At 71.8% G+C, this 13,493-nt stretch carries 13 protein-coding genes; 4 read left to right on the plus strand and 9 right to left on the minus strand.

Features of this window, described 5'->3' with window-relative positions:
* Window positions 1–828, minus strand: a complete 828-nt coding sequence (locus ACGGAQ_RS04220) for an ABC transporter permease (protein ID WP_393044453.1) — start codon at window positions 826–828, stop codon at window positions 1–3.
* Window positions 829–900: 72 nt separating this feature from the next.
* Entirely contained in the window at window positions 901–2,271 is a 1,371-nt protein-coding gene (locus ACGGAQ_RS04225; protein WP_393044455.1) for an L-serine ammonia-lyase, read from the minus strand.
* Window positions 2,272–2,789: 518 nt separating this feature from the next.
* On the opposite strand from ACGGAQ_RS04225, the gene ACGGAQ_RS04230 reads away from it, so the two are divergent.
* Window positions 2,790–2,999 carry a PspC domain-containing protein gene (locus ACGGAQ_RS04230; RefSeq protein ID WP_393044457.1) on the plus strand — a complete coding sequence of 70 codons (210 nt, stop codon included), beginning with the start codon at window positions 2,790–2,792 and terminating at the stop codon, window positions 2,997–2,999.
* Window positions 3,000–3,384: 385 nt separating this feature from the next.
* Here ACGGAQ_RS04230 and ACGGAQ_RS04235 read toward each other — a convergent pair whose 3' ends face one another.
* The 7 genes from ACGGAQ_RS04235 to pdxH form a co-directional block, all read right to left on the minus strand.
* On the minus strand, window positions 3,385–4,191 hold the full coding sequence (locus tag ACGGAQ_RS04235) for a DUF4230 domain-containing protein (protein ID WP_393044459.1): 807 nt from the start codon (window positions 4,189–4,191) through the stop codon (window positions 3,385–3,387).
* A gap of 99 nt (window positions 4,192–4,290) precedes the next feature.
* A complete protein-coding gene (locus tag ACGGAQ_RS04240; RefSeq protein ID WP_393044461.1) occupies window positions 4,291–5,451 on the minus strand; it encodes an acyl-CoA dehydrogenase family protein in 1,161 nt (386 codons plus the stop codon).
* Window positions 5,452–5,485: 34 nt separating this feature from the next.
* Window positions 5,486–5,791, minus strand: a complete 306-nt coding sequence (locus ACGGAQ_RS04245) for a type II toxin-antitoxin system VapB family antitoxin (RefSeq protein WP_357004262.1) — start codon at window positions 5,789–5,791, stop codon at window positions 5,486–5,488.
* Between the two features lie 188 nt (window positions 5,792–5,979).
* On the minus strand, window positions 5,980–6,582 hold the full coding sequence (locus ACGGAQ_RS04250) for a nitroreductase family protein (protein WP_393044464.1): 603 nt from the start codon (window positions 6,580–6,582) through the stop codon (window positions 5,980–5,982).
* Window positions 6,582–7,511, minus strand: a complete 930-nt coding sequence (locus ACGGAQ_RS04255) for an aldose 1-epimerase family protein (protein ID WP_393044466.1) — start codon at window positions 7,509–7,511, stop codon at window positions 6,582–6,584. Before ACGGAQ_RS04255 ends, ACGGAQ_RS04250 begins: the two co-directional genes overlap by 1 nt.
* Before the next feature lie 18 nt (window positions 7,512–7,529).
* Window positions 7,530–8,828, minus strand: a complete 1,299-nt coding sequence (locus ACGGAQ_RS04260) for an MFS transporter (RefSeq protein ID WP_393044468.1) — start codon at window positions 8,826–8,828, stop codon at window positions 7,530–7,532.
* Window positions 8,825–9,541: a pyridoxamine 5'-phosphate oxidase gene (pdxH, locus tag ACGGAQ_RS04265; RefSeq protein WP_393044470.1), complete on the minus strand. Its 717-nt coding sequence runs from the start codon at window positions 9,539–9,541 to the stop codon at window positions 8,825–8,827. Before pdxH ends, ACGGAQ_RS04260 begins: the two co-directional genes overlap by 4 nt.
* Window positions 9,542–9,733: 192 nt before the next feature.
* Between pdxH and ACGGAQ_RS04270 the strand changes: the two genes are divergently transcribed.
* The 3 genes from ACGGAQ_RS04270 (at window position 9,734) to sepH (ending at window position 13,467) form a co-directional block, all read left to right on the plus strand.
* A complete protein-coding gene (locus tag ACGGAQ_RS04270; RefSeq protein WP_354862774.1) occupies window positions 9,734–10,840 on the plus strand; it encodes a citrate synthase 2 in 1,107 nt (368 codons plus the stop codon).
* Between the two features lie 231 nt (window positions 10,841–11,071).
* Window positions 11,072–12,199, plus strand: coding sequence for a phosphoserine transaminase (gene serC / locus ACGGAQ_RS04275; RefSeq protein ID WP_393044472.1), 1,128 nt, complete (start codon window positions 11,072–11,074; stop codon window positions 12,197–12,199).
* Window positions 12,200–12,384: 185 nt separating this feature from the next.
* Entirely contained in the window at window positions 12,385–13,467 is a 1,083-nt protein-coding gene (gene sepH, locus ACGGAQ_RS04280) for a septation protein SepH (RefSeq protein WP_355065543.1), read from the plus strand.
* The last annotated feature ends 26 nt before the right edge of the window (window positions 13,468–13,493 follow it).

Genomic DNA, 13,493 nt, shown 5'->3' on the forward strand with positions numbered 1-13,493 from the left:
TCAGAGTTCCTTGAGCACGGCGGGCTCCAACCGGCGGAACGACCACCAGCCCGCGGCCAGCACCAGCAGGCTGCCGACGACAGTGGTGGCCAGCAGCCGGGCGTCCGGGAACTCGTCCGGGTACCAGATCGCGTGGTGCAGCTGGAAGATCCCGACCAGCGGGTTCAACTCGTACACCACCTTCAGCCAGCCCGGCAGGCCGGACTCCCGAACCAGGCTGAGCGGATAGATGATCGGCGTGGCGTAGAACAGCACCCGGATGATCAGCCGCAGGAACCGCTCCACGTCGCGCATCAGCACGTTCCACGCGGACAACAGCAGGGCCAGCCCGATCAGCAGCACCGCCTGCACCGCCACCGCGAGCGGCAGGGCGAGCAGCGACCAGCCGGGGTGGATCTTGCCGCGCGCCGCGTAGATCACCGCGATGGCGATCAGGATCGGCAGGCCGGCCGCGTACTCGGCGAACCGACCGGTGACCCGGCCGATCGGGAACACCTGCCGCGGCACGTTCATCGTGGTGATCAGTCGGGACTGGCCGGTCAGCGCGTTGGTGGCCTCGCTCAACGCCGAACTGGCCCACATCCAGGCGAAGATCCCGGTGATCAGGAACAACGGGTACGACCCGGCGGCCTCGCCGAGGTGCCGACCGGTGTCGCGGGAGTAGAGCACCCCGAAGACGAACCAGTAGATGGCGCCCATGCCGAGTGGCTCGATCAGCGACCAGAAGTAGCCCAGCACCGACTGCTGGTACTTGACCGCCAGATCCCGTCTGACCAGGATGCGCAGCGAGTTGCGGTGCGACCACAGGGCCGCGACGCCAGAGGTCACCGCAGCCTCCCGCCTCCTGAAAACGGACGCCAGGTTAGCAGTCGGTGAACGAATGCCCCGAATCGGCGGGGTTCAGCACTCGATCACGTTGACGGCCAGACCGCCCCGCGCCGTCTCCTTGTACTTGACCTTCATGTCGGCGCCCGTCTCCCGCATGGTCTTGATGACCTTGTCCAGCGACACCTTGTGCACGCCGTCGCCGCGCAGGGCCAACCGGGCGGCCGTGATCGCCTTGATGCTAGCCACCGCGTTCCGCTCGATGCAGGGGATCTGCACCAGGCCACCCACCGGGTCACAGGTCAACCCGAGGTTGTGCTCCATCCCGATCTCGGCGGCGTTCTCCACCTGTTCCGGAGTGCCACCGAGCACCTCGGCCAACCCCGCCGCCGCCATCGAGCAGGCCGAGCCGACCTCACCCTGACAGCCGACCTCCGCGCCGGAGATCGACGCGTTCTCCTTGAACAGCACGCCGATCGCGCCCGCCGCCAGCAGGAACCGCACCACCCCGTCGTCATCGGCGCCCGGCACGAACCGGGCGTAGTAGTGCAGCACCGCCGGGATGATCCCCGCCGCGCCGTTCGTCGGCGCGGTGACCACCCGGCCGCCCGCCGCGTTCTCCTCGTTGACCGCGAGCGCGAACAGCGTGACCCAGTCCATCGCGTGCAGCGGGTCGGCCGTCCCGGCGTCCGCCTCCAGGCCGCGCCGCAGCTCCGCCGCGCGCCGCCGAACCTTCAACCCACCAGGGAGTACGCCGTCCCGCTCGCAGCCGCGCTGCACGCACTCCTGCATCACCCGCCAGATCTCCAGCAGGCCGGCCCGGATCTCCGCCTCGCTGCGCCACGAGCGCTCGTTGGCGAGCATCACCTCGCTGATCGACAGCCCGGTGCGGGTGGTGACCTCCAGCAGCTGCGCCCCGGTCAGGAACGGGTATCGCACCCGCGTGCTGTCCGGCTTGATGCGGTCCGCGCCCGCCGCCGCCTCGTCCACCACGAAGCCACCGCCGACGGAGTAGTAGCTGCGCGCCCGGACCTGCTCCCCGGCGGCGTCGAAGGCCACGAAGGTCATCCCGTTCGGGTGGTACGGCAGCGACCGGCGACGGTGCAGTGTCAGGTCCCGGTCCGGGTCGAAGTCGATCTCGTGCGCACCCAGCAGACTGATCCGCCGCTCGGCACGGATCCGCTCGACCCGAGGACCGACGGTGTCGGTGTCGACCGTCTCCGGCGCCTCGCCGGCCAGCCCCAGCAGCACCGCCCGGTCGCTGCCGTGCCCGTGGCCAGTCGCGCCCAGCGAACCGAACAGCTCGGCCTGCACCCGCGCCGTCTCGGTGAGCAGCCCGTCGGCCTTGAGCCCGGCCACGAACGTACGGGCGGCCCGCATCGGCCCGACCGTGTGCGAGCTGGACGGCCCGATGCCGACGCTGAAGAGGTCGAAAACACTGATCATGGCTGCGCTTCCTCGGCGTCGTCCCGTCGTACGGGATCCGCCCGGTCGTGGCCGCCGGTCCGGCAGCCCCGCTCGTGGCCGCCCGGTCGGGCGGCCGCCGGCCACCCGGGGTGTGGGTGCCCGACCAGCGAGCCTACCCGCCCAGCTCACCCCTCACCCGAGCACCGCGACGCGGCCGCCCGATCATGGCAGCGCGGCCACCCGGCCGCCGGCTGCCGGCCACCTCTCCGCCATCGCGCGCAGCCCGCATGATCGCGCTCGAACCTTGTTGTAGTGGCCTCGGGAGCGGCGGGAAGCCACTACATCCAGGATCGAGCACGATCTTGGCGCGGGGCGCGGGGCGCGGGGCGCGGGGGCGGATGGGCAGGGCGGGCGCGGAGGCGTCGGACGGGGCCGCACGGGTAAGTACCTACGGGTCCACGGGTCGACGATCCTCCTCGGGACCGAGGGCGGGATCGCCACCCCTTTCTACCGTGGATTGCAGACGCGGCGCACCGCCGCAGAGTGGGAGTACGACGATGAGTCGCAAACTGGTTCGGCCCCGCGAGGGGCGCATGCTCGCCGGTGTCTGCGCCGGCCTTGGTCAGCGGTTCGGCATGTCGGCCGGGATGGTCCGGCTGCTGTTCCTGCTGTCACTGCTGCTGCCCGGCACCCAGGTGATCGTCTACCTGATCCTCTGGATCCTCATGCCGAACGAGGACCGCTACCTCGCCTCCACCGGCCACTGACCCACCTCTCCGCCGGCCGGCCGCAGCGGGTCGAGCCGGCCGCAACTTCAGGGATACTGCTGCCTTACGGACGCCGGAGGCAGCAGTATCCCTGAAGTTGTGCAGATCTTGGCGGGCACCTCGCCCGGCACAGCCCAACCCTGCCGATGATCCACTCCACATCGGCGATGTGGCGCTTTCAGGACGCGGTGATGCCCCAACACCGGCGATGCGGAGTGGATCAACCCGCTCGGCGGCGCGGCAGCCCGCCAAGCGCGCCAGGCACGGCAGCCCGCCAAGCGCGGCACCTCGTAAGGCGCGGCAGACACGGCAGCGCCCGCTCCGATGATGGTCAGGGCGGGCGCTGTCGAGATGTTAGAGCGCCACGGGGCGCCCTTTGCCGAGGTCAGGGGGCCGTGTAAGTGACCGTGACCTGCTGGTAGCCCAGCGAGCGCAGCAGCCCCTCCAGCATCTTGCGGGTGTTCTCCTCGGCGCGGGCGGAGAGCCCGCTGTCCCGAGCGGCGGCGGTGATCCGATCCTCGGCCAGTTGGTAGACCTGCTGCTGGCGGTTGGGGTCGTTGCCGACCAGGTCGCCGAGCCGGTTGAGCAGGCCGCGCTGCTCGGCGAAGACGTAGCTCTTCTCCATGTCGAGGTTGGTCTCGCCGAGCTGCGGCGCGGGCAGCTTGATCTCGACCGACTTGCCGTCGGCGGACTGCACGATCGCACCCTCACCGATCTTGGTGAAGTCGACGTACGCCTCGACGCTGCCGGCCCCGACGAACAGGGTGCGTTCGTTGAGCAGGAAGTCCGGGACGTTGCGCCGGTCGTTCTGAGTGTCGACCACGACCTGGAAGTTGCCCTCGGCGGCCACGTAGCGGCTGAGATCCTGGATCGACTTCAGCAGCGGCGGCTGGCTGCGGTCGGTCTGCTCCTTGGCGAACGGGTTACGGAAATCGGGCAGGAAGCCGGTCGCCTGCACGCCGAGCAGCACCACCACGGCGAGCGCGGCGGCGCCGAGCAGCAGGAGCAGCCCACGGGCCGCGCCACCGGACCCACCGCCTGGGCCGACCCCACCGCTCGGGGGGCCGCCGGTGCCGCCCGGTGTGTCCGTGGTGGGGTCGGGTGTCGCGGCCGAGCGCTCCTTGAGGTCGTCGCCGGTCGGGTAACCGGGGAACTCCCTCGTGGGCTCGTTGATGCCAGCGTCGCGGGCCATCACACTCACCGTCCTCGTCAGACACGTCGTCTGTCAATGACGGTACGGCCCCGGTACGACAGCCGCTCGGCGAGCGGCCGGAATGCGTAAACGGGCAGGTCAGGCGAAGGCGGAGAGCCCAGTGAGCCGCTGCCCGACGACGAGCTGGTGGATCTCGGAGGTGCCCTCGTACGTCAGCACGCTCTCCAGGTTGTTCGCGTGCCGCATCACCGGGTACTCCCCGGAGACGCCGTTGGCGCCGAGGATGGTGCGGCACTGCCGGGCGATGGCCAGGGCCTCCCGCACGTTGTTCAGCTTGCCCACGCTGACCTGCTCGGGGCGGAGCCGGCCGTCGTCGGCGAGCCGGCCGAGGTGCAGCGCGAGCAGTTGGCCCTTGACCAGTTCGACTGCCATGTCGGCGAGCTTGGCCTGGGTGAGTTGGAATCCGGCCAGCGGCCTACCGAACTGGGTGCGGCTGGTGGCGTACGCCAGGGCGGTCTCCAGGCAGTCCCGTGCCGCGCCGAGCGAGCCCCAGACGATGCCGTAGCGGGCCTCGGTCAGGCAGCTCAGCGGCGCCTTGAGCCCGACCGCCTCGGGCAGTTGGGCGTCGGCGGGGAGCCGGACGTCGTCGAGCACGATCTCGCCGGTCACCGACGCGCGCAGCGACATCTTGCGGCCGATCTCGCGGGCCGTGACGCCTGACGTGTCCATGGGTACGGCGAAACCGCGGACGCCCTCGTCGGTGCGTGCCCAGACGACGGCCACGTCGGCGATCGGCGCGTTGGTGATCCACATCTTGGCTCCGGTCAGCACCCAGTCGTCGCCGTCGCGGCGGGCCCGGGTGGTCATGGACGCCGGGTCGGAGCCGTGATCCGGTTCGGTGAGGCCGAAGCAGCCGATCGCCTCGCCGATCGCCATCGCCGGCAGCCAGCGCTGCTTCTGCTCCTCGCTGCCGTAGCGCCAGATGGCGTACATCGCCAGTGAGCCCTGTACCGAGACCAACGAGCGGAGCCCGGAGTCACCGGCCTCCAGCTCCTGGCAGGCCAGCCCGTACGCGACGGCGGAGGCACCGGCGCAGCCGTAGCCGGTCAGGTGCATGCCGAGCAGGCCGAGTTTGCCGAACTCGCGGGCCAGCTCGCGGGCCGGGACGCGACCCTCCTCGTACCACTCGGCGACGTGGGGGCGGACCCGCTCGTCGACGAGCTGGCGGACGACGTCGCGGATCTGCCGCTCCTCTTCGCTGAGCGACGGGTCCAGGTCGAGCAGATCGAGGGCAGTCATGCCGTCACCTTAACGAAGCCTCAGCTCAGGCCGGTCACTCGATCGACCCGGAGAGCACCAGCACGCGGGCATGGATCTGGTTGCGCTGTTGCAGGGCGGCACGCAGGGCGCGGTGCAGCCCGTCCTCCAGGTAGAGCCCACCGTTCCACTGGACCACGTGCGGAAAGAGGTCGCCGTAGAAGGTCGAGTCCTCGGCCAGGAGCTTGTCGAGCGCCAGCTCGCGCTTGGTGGTGATCAACTGGTCCAGGCGCAGCGGACGGGGCGGAATCTCCGCCCACTGCTTGAGCGTCAGGTTGTGCTCCGGATAGGGACGCCCGTCCCGGACCGCTCTGAAGATCACGACGGCACGCTCCCCTCCCCGTGGCCGGGCCGACCGACGACACCGAGCCGGGCCGCGGCGGGCACCGCGCGGCGCGGCACCGATGACCGTGCCAGCCTAGCCGTCCGGTGCACGCGACGTTCTGCTCCCTGATGTCAGTTTCGCTACCGCTCGCCCGATCCTCAACTCCGACGAACGGGACGCGCCACTCAACTCCACCGCCCGCGCCGCACCACCTCGTCCATTTCGCGCCGCCCTCGGCGCAGCGATGGTGACCGATGGTCCGGCGCGCGGTAACCGATTGTGACGGCACCGATGGGGTGGTACTCCTCCGGCACGCCGAACGCGTCCCGGTACGCGCCCAGCCGCTGCGGCGGAATCCCGAAAAAGCACGCCCCCAGCCCTTCGTCCACGGCGGTGAGCAGCATCAGGAGCGCGGCGAAGCCGGTGTCCACGTACCAGTAGGGCACCGGCCAGCGGTCGGTCGACCGGTCCGTCCAACCCTTGTCCGGCTCCGCGTACCGCCGCAGGTAGGCCGACTCGTTGGCGTGCGGCACCACGATGAGCGGCGCCCTGCGCATCCCCGCCAGCCAGCGCTCCCGCCCGCCACCCTCCGGCGTGGTGGCGGCCCAGAACCGCTCCCGGTCGGCCGGCTCCTCGAGCACCAGGAAGCCCCAGCCCTGGGCGAACCCGGCCGACGGGGCGCGGACGGCGTGGTCGAGCAGCCGATCCACCACGTCGGGCGGGACCTGACGGTCCGGGTCGTAGTTGCGCACCATCCGCCGACGGCGGACGACCTCGGCGAACTCCATCAGGCCCCGGGACGGATGCCCCAGGCACCCCGCCAGGTCGTGCCGGGCTTGAGCGTGAGCAGGTCCTTGCCCGAGCGGAACGCGTCCGGCGGGCAGGTCATCGGCTCGATCGCCACCGAACGCCGGTGCCGCTCGCCGGTCAGCGCGTCCCCGGTGAACACCTGCCACCAGCCGAACTCCGCGTCCGCCCAGATGCTCACCCCGGACGAGGAGTCCGGCGCGGCCAGGCTCACCGAGGAACCGCCGTCGGCGTCCCGGACCACCTCGCCGAAGCAGAGGTCCAACTCCACGCCGCCGATCCGACGCGGGCTGGTCCAGTCGTACTCGGTGCCGGCCACCGGGGTCGCCCCGACCGGGAGCAGCCGACCGTCCACCAGCACCCGGGTACGCGCCGGCAGCCGCATGACCAGGTCGTCCACCGCGACACCCGGCAATTGCAGGTACGGGTGCACCGAGAAGCCGAACGGGGCCACCTCGGTGCCGATGTTGGTCACCTCGTGCTCGGCGCGCAGACCGTCCGCGCCGACGCTCCACCGGCTGACCAGTCGCAGCGGCCACTCGTAGCCGGGCTGCGGCGGCAGGTCGTAGCCGACCGTCACCGCATCCGCGGACTGCTCCAGCAGCCGCCACGGCACCCAGTTGACCAGCCCGTGGATGGCGACGTGCCGCTCCGGCTCGGTCAGCGCGAGCTGGTGCGTCCGGTCGGCGAACGGGTAGCGACCGTCGCGGATCCGGTTCGGCCAGGGCGCGAGCACCTGCCCGGCGCAGCCGGGGCACACCTCGTCGGTCCGGTACCCGTCGACCAGGTCGACACCGTCGTGCCGGTACGTCCGCAGCCCGCCGCCCACCTCCACGATGGCCGCCTCGTGGCCCGCGGCGGCGATGGTCCACTGTGCGCCGGAGAAGGGGCGCTGGTCGGGGCTTTCCATGTCGGCGACCCTAACCGGTCACGGCCGGTCGCCGCTCGACGCCGTCGTGGCCCGGTAGCGCAGCAGCGCCGGGAAGGCGACCGCGAGCACCACCACGAGCACCGCCGAGGCGAGCCCACCGGCGACCCAGGCCACCCCGCCGCCGAACCCGGCGGCCATGGTGCCGGCCCGCAGGTCACCCAGGCGCGGACCGCCGGCCACCACCACCGTGTTGACGCCCTGGAGCCGACCGCGCATCTCATCCGGCGCGTACACCAGCAGCATGGACTGGCGCAGTACGGCGCTGACCAGGTCGGCGGCGCCGGCCACGGCGAGCAGCAGGACCATCAGCCAGAGCTGATGGGCCAACCCGGCCGCGGCGATGGCCAGGCCCCAGCCGACCACCGCGACCACCAGGCCGACCCCCTGCCGGCGGAGTCGACCGATCCAGCCGGAGGTCAACCCGCCGATCATGGAGCCGATCGCGATGGCGCTGTAGAGCAGGCCGACCGAGCCGCCCCCGCCGAACCGCTCCTGGGCGATCTCCGGGAACAGCGCCCTCGGCATGGCCAGGATCATCGCGATCAGGTCCACGCCGAAGGAGAGCAGCAGCACCGGCGTGGTGGCGAGGTACCGGAATCCGTCGATCACACTGACCAGGCCGGCACGCCGGGCCTGGCCGTCGGCGGTCGGCTCGGGCGGCAGCGAGGGCAGGCGCAGCGCTGCCCAGAGCATCGCGGTGAACAGCACCGCGTCCATCCCGTACGCGATCGGCAGCCCCACTGTCGTGTCCGACGAGGCGGAGAGGATCAGACCGGCGGCGAGCGGGCCGGCGACCGAGGCGGCGGTGAAGGTCGTGTAGTTCAGGGTGCTGGCGGCCGGGACGAGGTCGTCCGGCACCAGCCGGGGCAGCATGGCGCTGCGGGCCGGCGAGGTAATCGCGAAGGCCACCGACTGCACCGCCATCAACGCCAGCAACAGCACCGGGCTGCCCACGTTCAGCAGTGCCTGGACCAGCAACCCGAGAGTGGATGCCCAGAGCAACAATGAGCCGCCGAGCAGCACCGCACGGCGGTCGCGGGCGTCCGCGACCGCGCCACCCCAGAGCCCGAAGACCAGCAGGGGTACGAAGGCGGCCACACCCAGCAGACCGACCCAGAACGAATCCCGGGTCAGGGCGTACATCTCCACCGGCACCGCGACGGCGGTGAACCCGAAGCCGAACATCGCCACGGTGTTGCCGAGCCACAACCGCCGGTACGCCGGAACACGCAGCGGACGGACGTCGATCGCCCAGCGGCGCGCTCCGCGCGGCCGGGCCTCCTGCACATCCGTCACGGCGCCAGCCGCTCGACGATCCAGTCGCTTCCGTCGACGCGACGGAACCGCAGGCGGTCGTGCAGCCGACCCGCCCGCCCCTGCCAGAACTCCACCGAGTCCGGCCGGACGCGCAGACCACCCCAGTGCGGCGGAGGCGGGATGACCGTCGCGTCGGCGAACCGCTCGGCCACCTCCCGGTAGCGCTCCTCCAGCGCGGCCCGGTCCGGCACCACCTGGGACTGCGGGCTGGCCCAGGCGCCCAACTGCGAGCCGCGTGGCCGACTCGCGAAGTACGACTCGGTCACCGCCGGATCGACCGGGGCGATCGACCCGGCGACCACCACCTGCCGCTGCATGGGAAACCACGGAAAGACCAGGCTGGCGTACGGGTTGGCCGACGCCTCGACGCCCTTGCGCGAGAGGTGGTTGGTGAAGAAGACGAAGCCCTCGGGGTCGTACCCCTTGAGCAGCACCGTCCGGCCGCTGGGCCGGCCGGCGGCGTCGGCGGTGCCCACCACCATCGCGTTCGGCTCGGGCAGCCCGAAGGCCACCGCGTCGGCGAACCAACTGTCGAACTGGCGGTGCCAGTCTGCGGCCAGGTCAGCTTCGGTCAGGCCCAGGTCCGCGGCGTACTCGTTACGCATCGCGGCCGGGGCGGGTGTGTCGCCCGTCACGTCCCCACTCCTTCTCGGCGGCCCGACATGCACCCTTTGGCGCTGGCCAGTCCGCATCGCCCAGTCTCACCGAGTGGCGCGGAGAATGCGCGTCCTCAGATGTCGTGTGCAGCACAGTCGCAGCGGGTCGCATATCCGGTTACGCAGCAGGCAAGATGTTCCGAACACATCCCTGAGGGTCGCCTAAGGCGCTCGGCCGACCGGCCGGCTCAGCTGATCAGGCGCACCGACCAGATCCAGGAGAGCGACATGGCCGATTTCAAACCCGGTCTGGAGGGCGTCGTAGCCTTCGAGACCGAGATCGCCGAACCCGACCGCGAGGGTGGCGCGCTGCGCTATCGCGGGGTCGACATCGAGGATCTGATCGGCCAGGTCTCGTTCGGCAACGTGTGGGCGCTGCTGGTCGACGGCCGGTTCGGGCCGGGCCTGCCGCCGGCGGAGCCGTTCCCGGTGCCGGTGCACTCCGGCGACATCCGGGTCGACGTGCAGTCGGCGGTCGCGATGCTGGCGCCGTACTGGGGGCTCAGCCAGCTGTTGGACATCTCCGACGAGCAGGCCCGTGAGGACCTCGCCCGGGTGTCGGTGACCGCGCTCTCCTTCGTCGCGCAGTCCGCCCGTGGCCTCGGCCTGCCGGCGGTGCCGCAGAAGGAGATCGACAAGGCGCAGACAATCGTCGAGCGGTTCATGAAGCGCTGGCGGGGCGAGCCGGACCCGCGGCATGTCAAGGCCGTCGACGCGTACTTCATCTCGGCCGCCGAGCACGGCCTGAACGCCTCCACCTTCACCGCGCGCATCGTCGCCTCCACCGGCGCCGACGCGGCGGCCTGCATCTCGTCGGGCATCGGCGCTCTCTCCGGGCCGCTGCACGGCGGCGCGCCGTCCCGCGTGCTCAGCATGCTGGAGGCCGTGGAGCGCAGCGGCGACGCGGAGGGCTACGTCAAGGGTGTCCTGGACCGCGGCGAGCGGCTGATGGGCTTCGGCCACCGGGTCTACCGTGCCGAGGACCCGCGCGCCCGCGTGCTCCGGCGCACCGCCAAGGAGCTGGGCGCGCCGCGCTTCGAGATCGCCGAGGCGCTGGAGAAGGCCGCCCTCGCCGAGCTTCAGGCCCGCCGCCCGGACCGGGTGCTGGCCACCAACGTCGAGTTCTGGTCGGCCGTGGTGCTGGACTTCGCCGAGGTGCCGGCGCACATGTTCACCTCGATGTTCACCTGCGCCCGGATGGGCGGCTGGAGCGCGCACATCCTGGAGCAGAAGCGTCTGCAGCGGCTGGTCCGCCCGTCCGCCCGCTACGTCGGCCCGAACACCCGCAAGCCGTCCGACGTCGAGGGCTGGGCCGCCATCCCGCACGGCGTCTGAGCTGCCCCATCCCGCAGCATCTGAGCTGCCCGGAGGGCCCCCGCACCGCCCGCGAGGCGTGGTGCGGGGGCCCTTTTTCGACCGCGGCCGACCTCGCGGGCCGCTCGATGTGTCGAAGGACTCAGACCGCCCGTCGGGACCCCGGCCGTCGCCATCCGCCCCGGGTGCAAGGATGAGGGCCGGCAGTGTCGCCGGGCCCGCCCTCGCCCTTGCGGAAGGATCTTCAGTACCGTGGCTGACGCACCGATCATCCGGATTCCCGACGAGATCAAGCCCGCCGACGGACGTTTCGGCTGCGGCCCGTCCAAGGTCCGTCCGGCGGCCGTGTCCGCGCTCGCCGAGGTGGCGACCAGCTACCTGGGCACGTCGCACCGGCAGAAGACGGTCCGCGACCAGGTGGCCCGACTGCGCTCCGGCATCGCCGAGTTCTTCTCGCTGCCCGAGGGCTACGAGGTCGTGATCGGCAACGGCGGCACCACAGCGTTCTGGGAGGTCGCCACCTTCGGCCTCGTCCGCGACCGTGCGCAGTTCGCCAGCTTCGGCGAGTTCGGCGCGAAGTTCGCCAAGTCGGTCTCCGACGCTCCGTTCCTGGGTGAGCCGACCGTTCGCAAGGCCGCGGCGGGCAGTGCGCCGACCCTGGTCGCCGAGGCCGGCGTGGACGTGTACGCGACGCCGCACAACGAGACTTCGACCGGCGTGGCCGTGCCGATCAACCGGGTGGCCGGTGCGGACGAGGGGTCGCTGCTCCTCGTCGACGCCACCTCGGGCGCGGGCGGCCTGGAGGTCAACGTCGGCGAGACCGACGTCTACTACTTCGCGCCGCAGAAGTGCTTCGGCTCCGACGGCGGTCTCTGGCTGGCCCTGATGTCGCCGGCCGCGCTGGACCGGGCCGCCGAGATCAAGGCGTCGGGGCGTTACATCCCGGCCTTCCTGGACCTGGTGACCGCGATCGACAACTCGCGGCTGGAGCAGACGTACAACACCCCGGCGCTGGCCACCATCTTCCTCGCGGCCGAGCAGACCGACTGGATGAACGCGCAGGGCGGTCTGACCTGGGCGGCCAAGCGCACGGCGGAGAGCGCCGCGACCGTGTACGGCTGGGCGGAGCGGTCCACGGTGGCCACCCCGTTCGTCACCGACCCGGCGCTGCGGTCCAACGTGGTCGCCACCATCGACTTCGCCGACGGGGTGGACGCCACCGCGATCGCCAAGGCGCTGCGCGCCAACGGCATCGTCGACACCGAGCCGTACCGCAAGCTCGGCCGTAACCAGTTGCGGGTGGCCCTGTTCCCGGCCGTCGAGCCGGCTGACGTCGAGGCGCTGACCGCGTCGATCGACTACGTCGTCGAGCGCCTCTGAGCATTGTCACGGTGGGTGTCCGTCGGGGCCCCGATGGACACCCACCGTGATCATCGCCGCAGCTCAGTCGCGACATGCGGGGTGTCGCTTCCCCCACCCCGAGACAGATGCGCGTACGGTGGTCCGAGACGCCTGGGTGGCCGACTCGTGGCGTGCGGCCAGCGAAGCGGGACGGAGGCAACGCTATGCGCCCAGTACGCTTCGTCGCCCTTTCCGAGGACGGCCAGGCGCTGGTGCTCGCCGACGAGGTCGGGCGACTCCTCGCCCTGCCGATCGACGAACGCATCGCCGGCGTGATGCACCCCGAGCCGGGTGCCCCGCCGCTCGCGGTGGCACCGAGCACCGTCGACCCGACTCCCTCACTGTCTCCCCGGGACATCCAGGCCCGCATCCGCTCCGGTGAGTCCGCCGAGGACGTCGCCCGGATCGCCGGGGTGCCGGTCGACCGCGTGCTGCGCTACGCCGGCCCGGTGCTCCAGGAACGGGCGATGCTCGCCCAGCACGCCCGTCGCACCCGCCTCAAGGGCGCGGAGAAGCCGACCCCGCTCGCCGAGGTGGTCAACGGCCGACTGAGCCAGCACGGCATCGACACCGAGAAGATCTCCTGGGACGCGTACCGGCGCGACGACGGCACCTGGCGGATCATCGCCACCTGGCCGTCCGGCAAGGCCACCGCGCAGGCCATCTGGGACATGGACAAGGCCCGGCAGGTGGTCACCCCGCACGACGACATGGCGCAGTACCTGTGCGCCGAGCGGCCCACGCCGATCCTCGGCCAGGAGCCGGCGCCGGAGCGGGGCGGGCACGCCCTGCCTGGTCCGTCGCGTGGCGAGCCGAGCCGTGGTGGGCACGGGCTGCCGGCCGCGTCCGAACACCCGCGCCCTGGTCGGGATCCGATTCGGGCCGGCCGGGACGCGCTGCTCGCTTCACTTGACCGTCCGCTCGGCGGCTCGTCGGGTCGCGGCCTTGAGCCGCGTACCCCGGCTGCTCTGGCCGGGTCGGACGCGCCCCGGCAGCGGCCGGTCGGCGGCGGCGCTGCCGCGCTGCTCGGCGGCGGCCAGGGCTCGGCGTTCGACGACGACTCGGACGCGCCCAAGGAGGTCCCGGCCGTTCCGTCGCTGGCGGTGCTGCGGCCCCGCCGGACCGGCACGGCCGCCGCGGCGGCCGGTGGCGAGTCCACCGACGCCAACGGCAAGCCGCGCAAGCGCCTGCCGAGCTGGGACGACGTGCTCTTCGGCAGCGGTCCGGCCGCCCGCGAGTCCTCCTGACGCGTGCCGTCTGCGGGCCGCGAACG

This window comes from Micromonospora sp. NPDC047557 (genome assembly GCF_043205095.1).
In the GTDB taxonomy this organism is placed as follows: Bacteria; Actinomycetota; Actinomycetes; order Mycobacteriales; family Micromonosporaceae; genus Micromonospora.

Excerpts from the sequence above, each read along its gene's own strand:
- ACGGAQ_RS04240 (WP_393044461.1), bottom strand. The coding sequence starts at position 5,451 with ATGACTGCCCTCGATCTGCTCGACCTGGACCCGTCGCTCAGCGAAGAG.
- ACGGAQ_RS04250 (WP_393044464.1), bottom strand. The coding sequence starts at position 6,582 with ATGGAGTTCGCCGAGGTCGTCCGCCGTCGGCGGATGGTGCGCAACTAC.
- ACGGAQ_RS04270 (WP_354862774.1), top strand. The coding sequence starts at position 9,734 with ATGGCCGATTTCAAACCCGGTCTGGAGGGCGTCGTAGCCTTCGAGACC.
- sepH (WP_355065543.1), top strand. The coding sequence starts at position 12,385 with ATGCGCCCAGTACGCTTCGTCGCCCTTTCCGAGGACGGCCAGGCGCTG.
- ACGGAQ_RS04235 (WP_393044459.1), bottom strand. The coding sequence starts at position 4,191 with ATGGCCCGCGACGCTGGCATCAACGAGCCCACGAGGGAGTTCCCCGGT.
- ACGGAQ_RS04225 (WP_393044455.1), bottom strand. The coding sequence starts at position 2,271 with ATGATCAGTGTTTTCGACCTCTTCAGCGTCGGCATCGGGCCGTCCAGC.
- ACGGAQ_RS04230 (WP_393044457.1), top strand. The coding sequence starts at position 2,790 with ATGAGTCGCAAACTGGTTCGGCCCCGCGAGGGGCGCATGCTCGCCGGT.
- pdxH (WP_393044470.1), bottom strand. The coding sequence starts at position 9,541 with ATGCGGACTGGCCAGCGCCAAAGGGTGCATGTCGGGCCGCCGAGAAGG.
- ACGGAQ_RS04255 (WP_393044466.1), bottom strand. The coding sequence starts at position 7,511 with ATGGAAAGCCCCGACCAGCGCCCCTTCTCCGGCGCACAGTGGACCATC.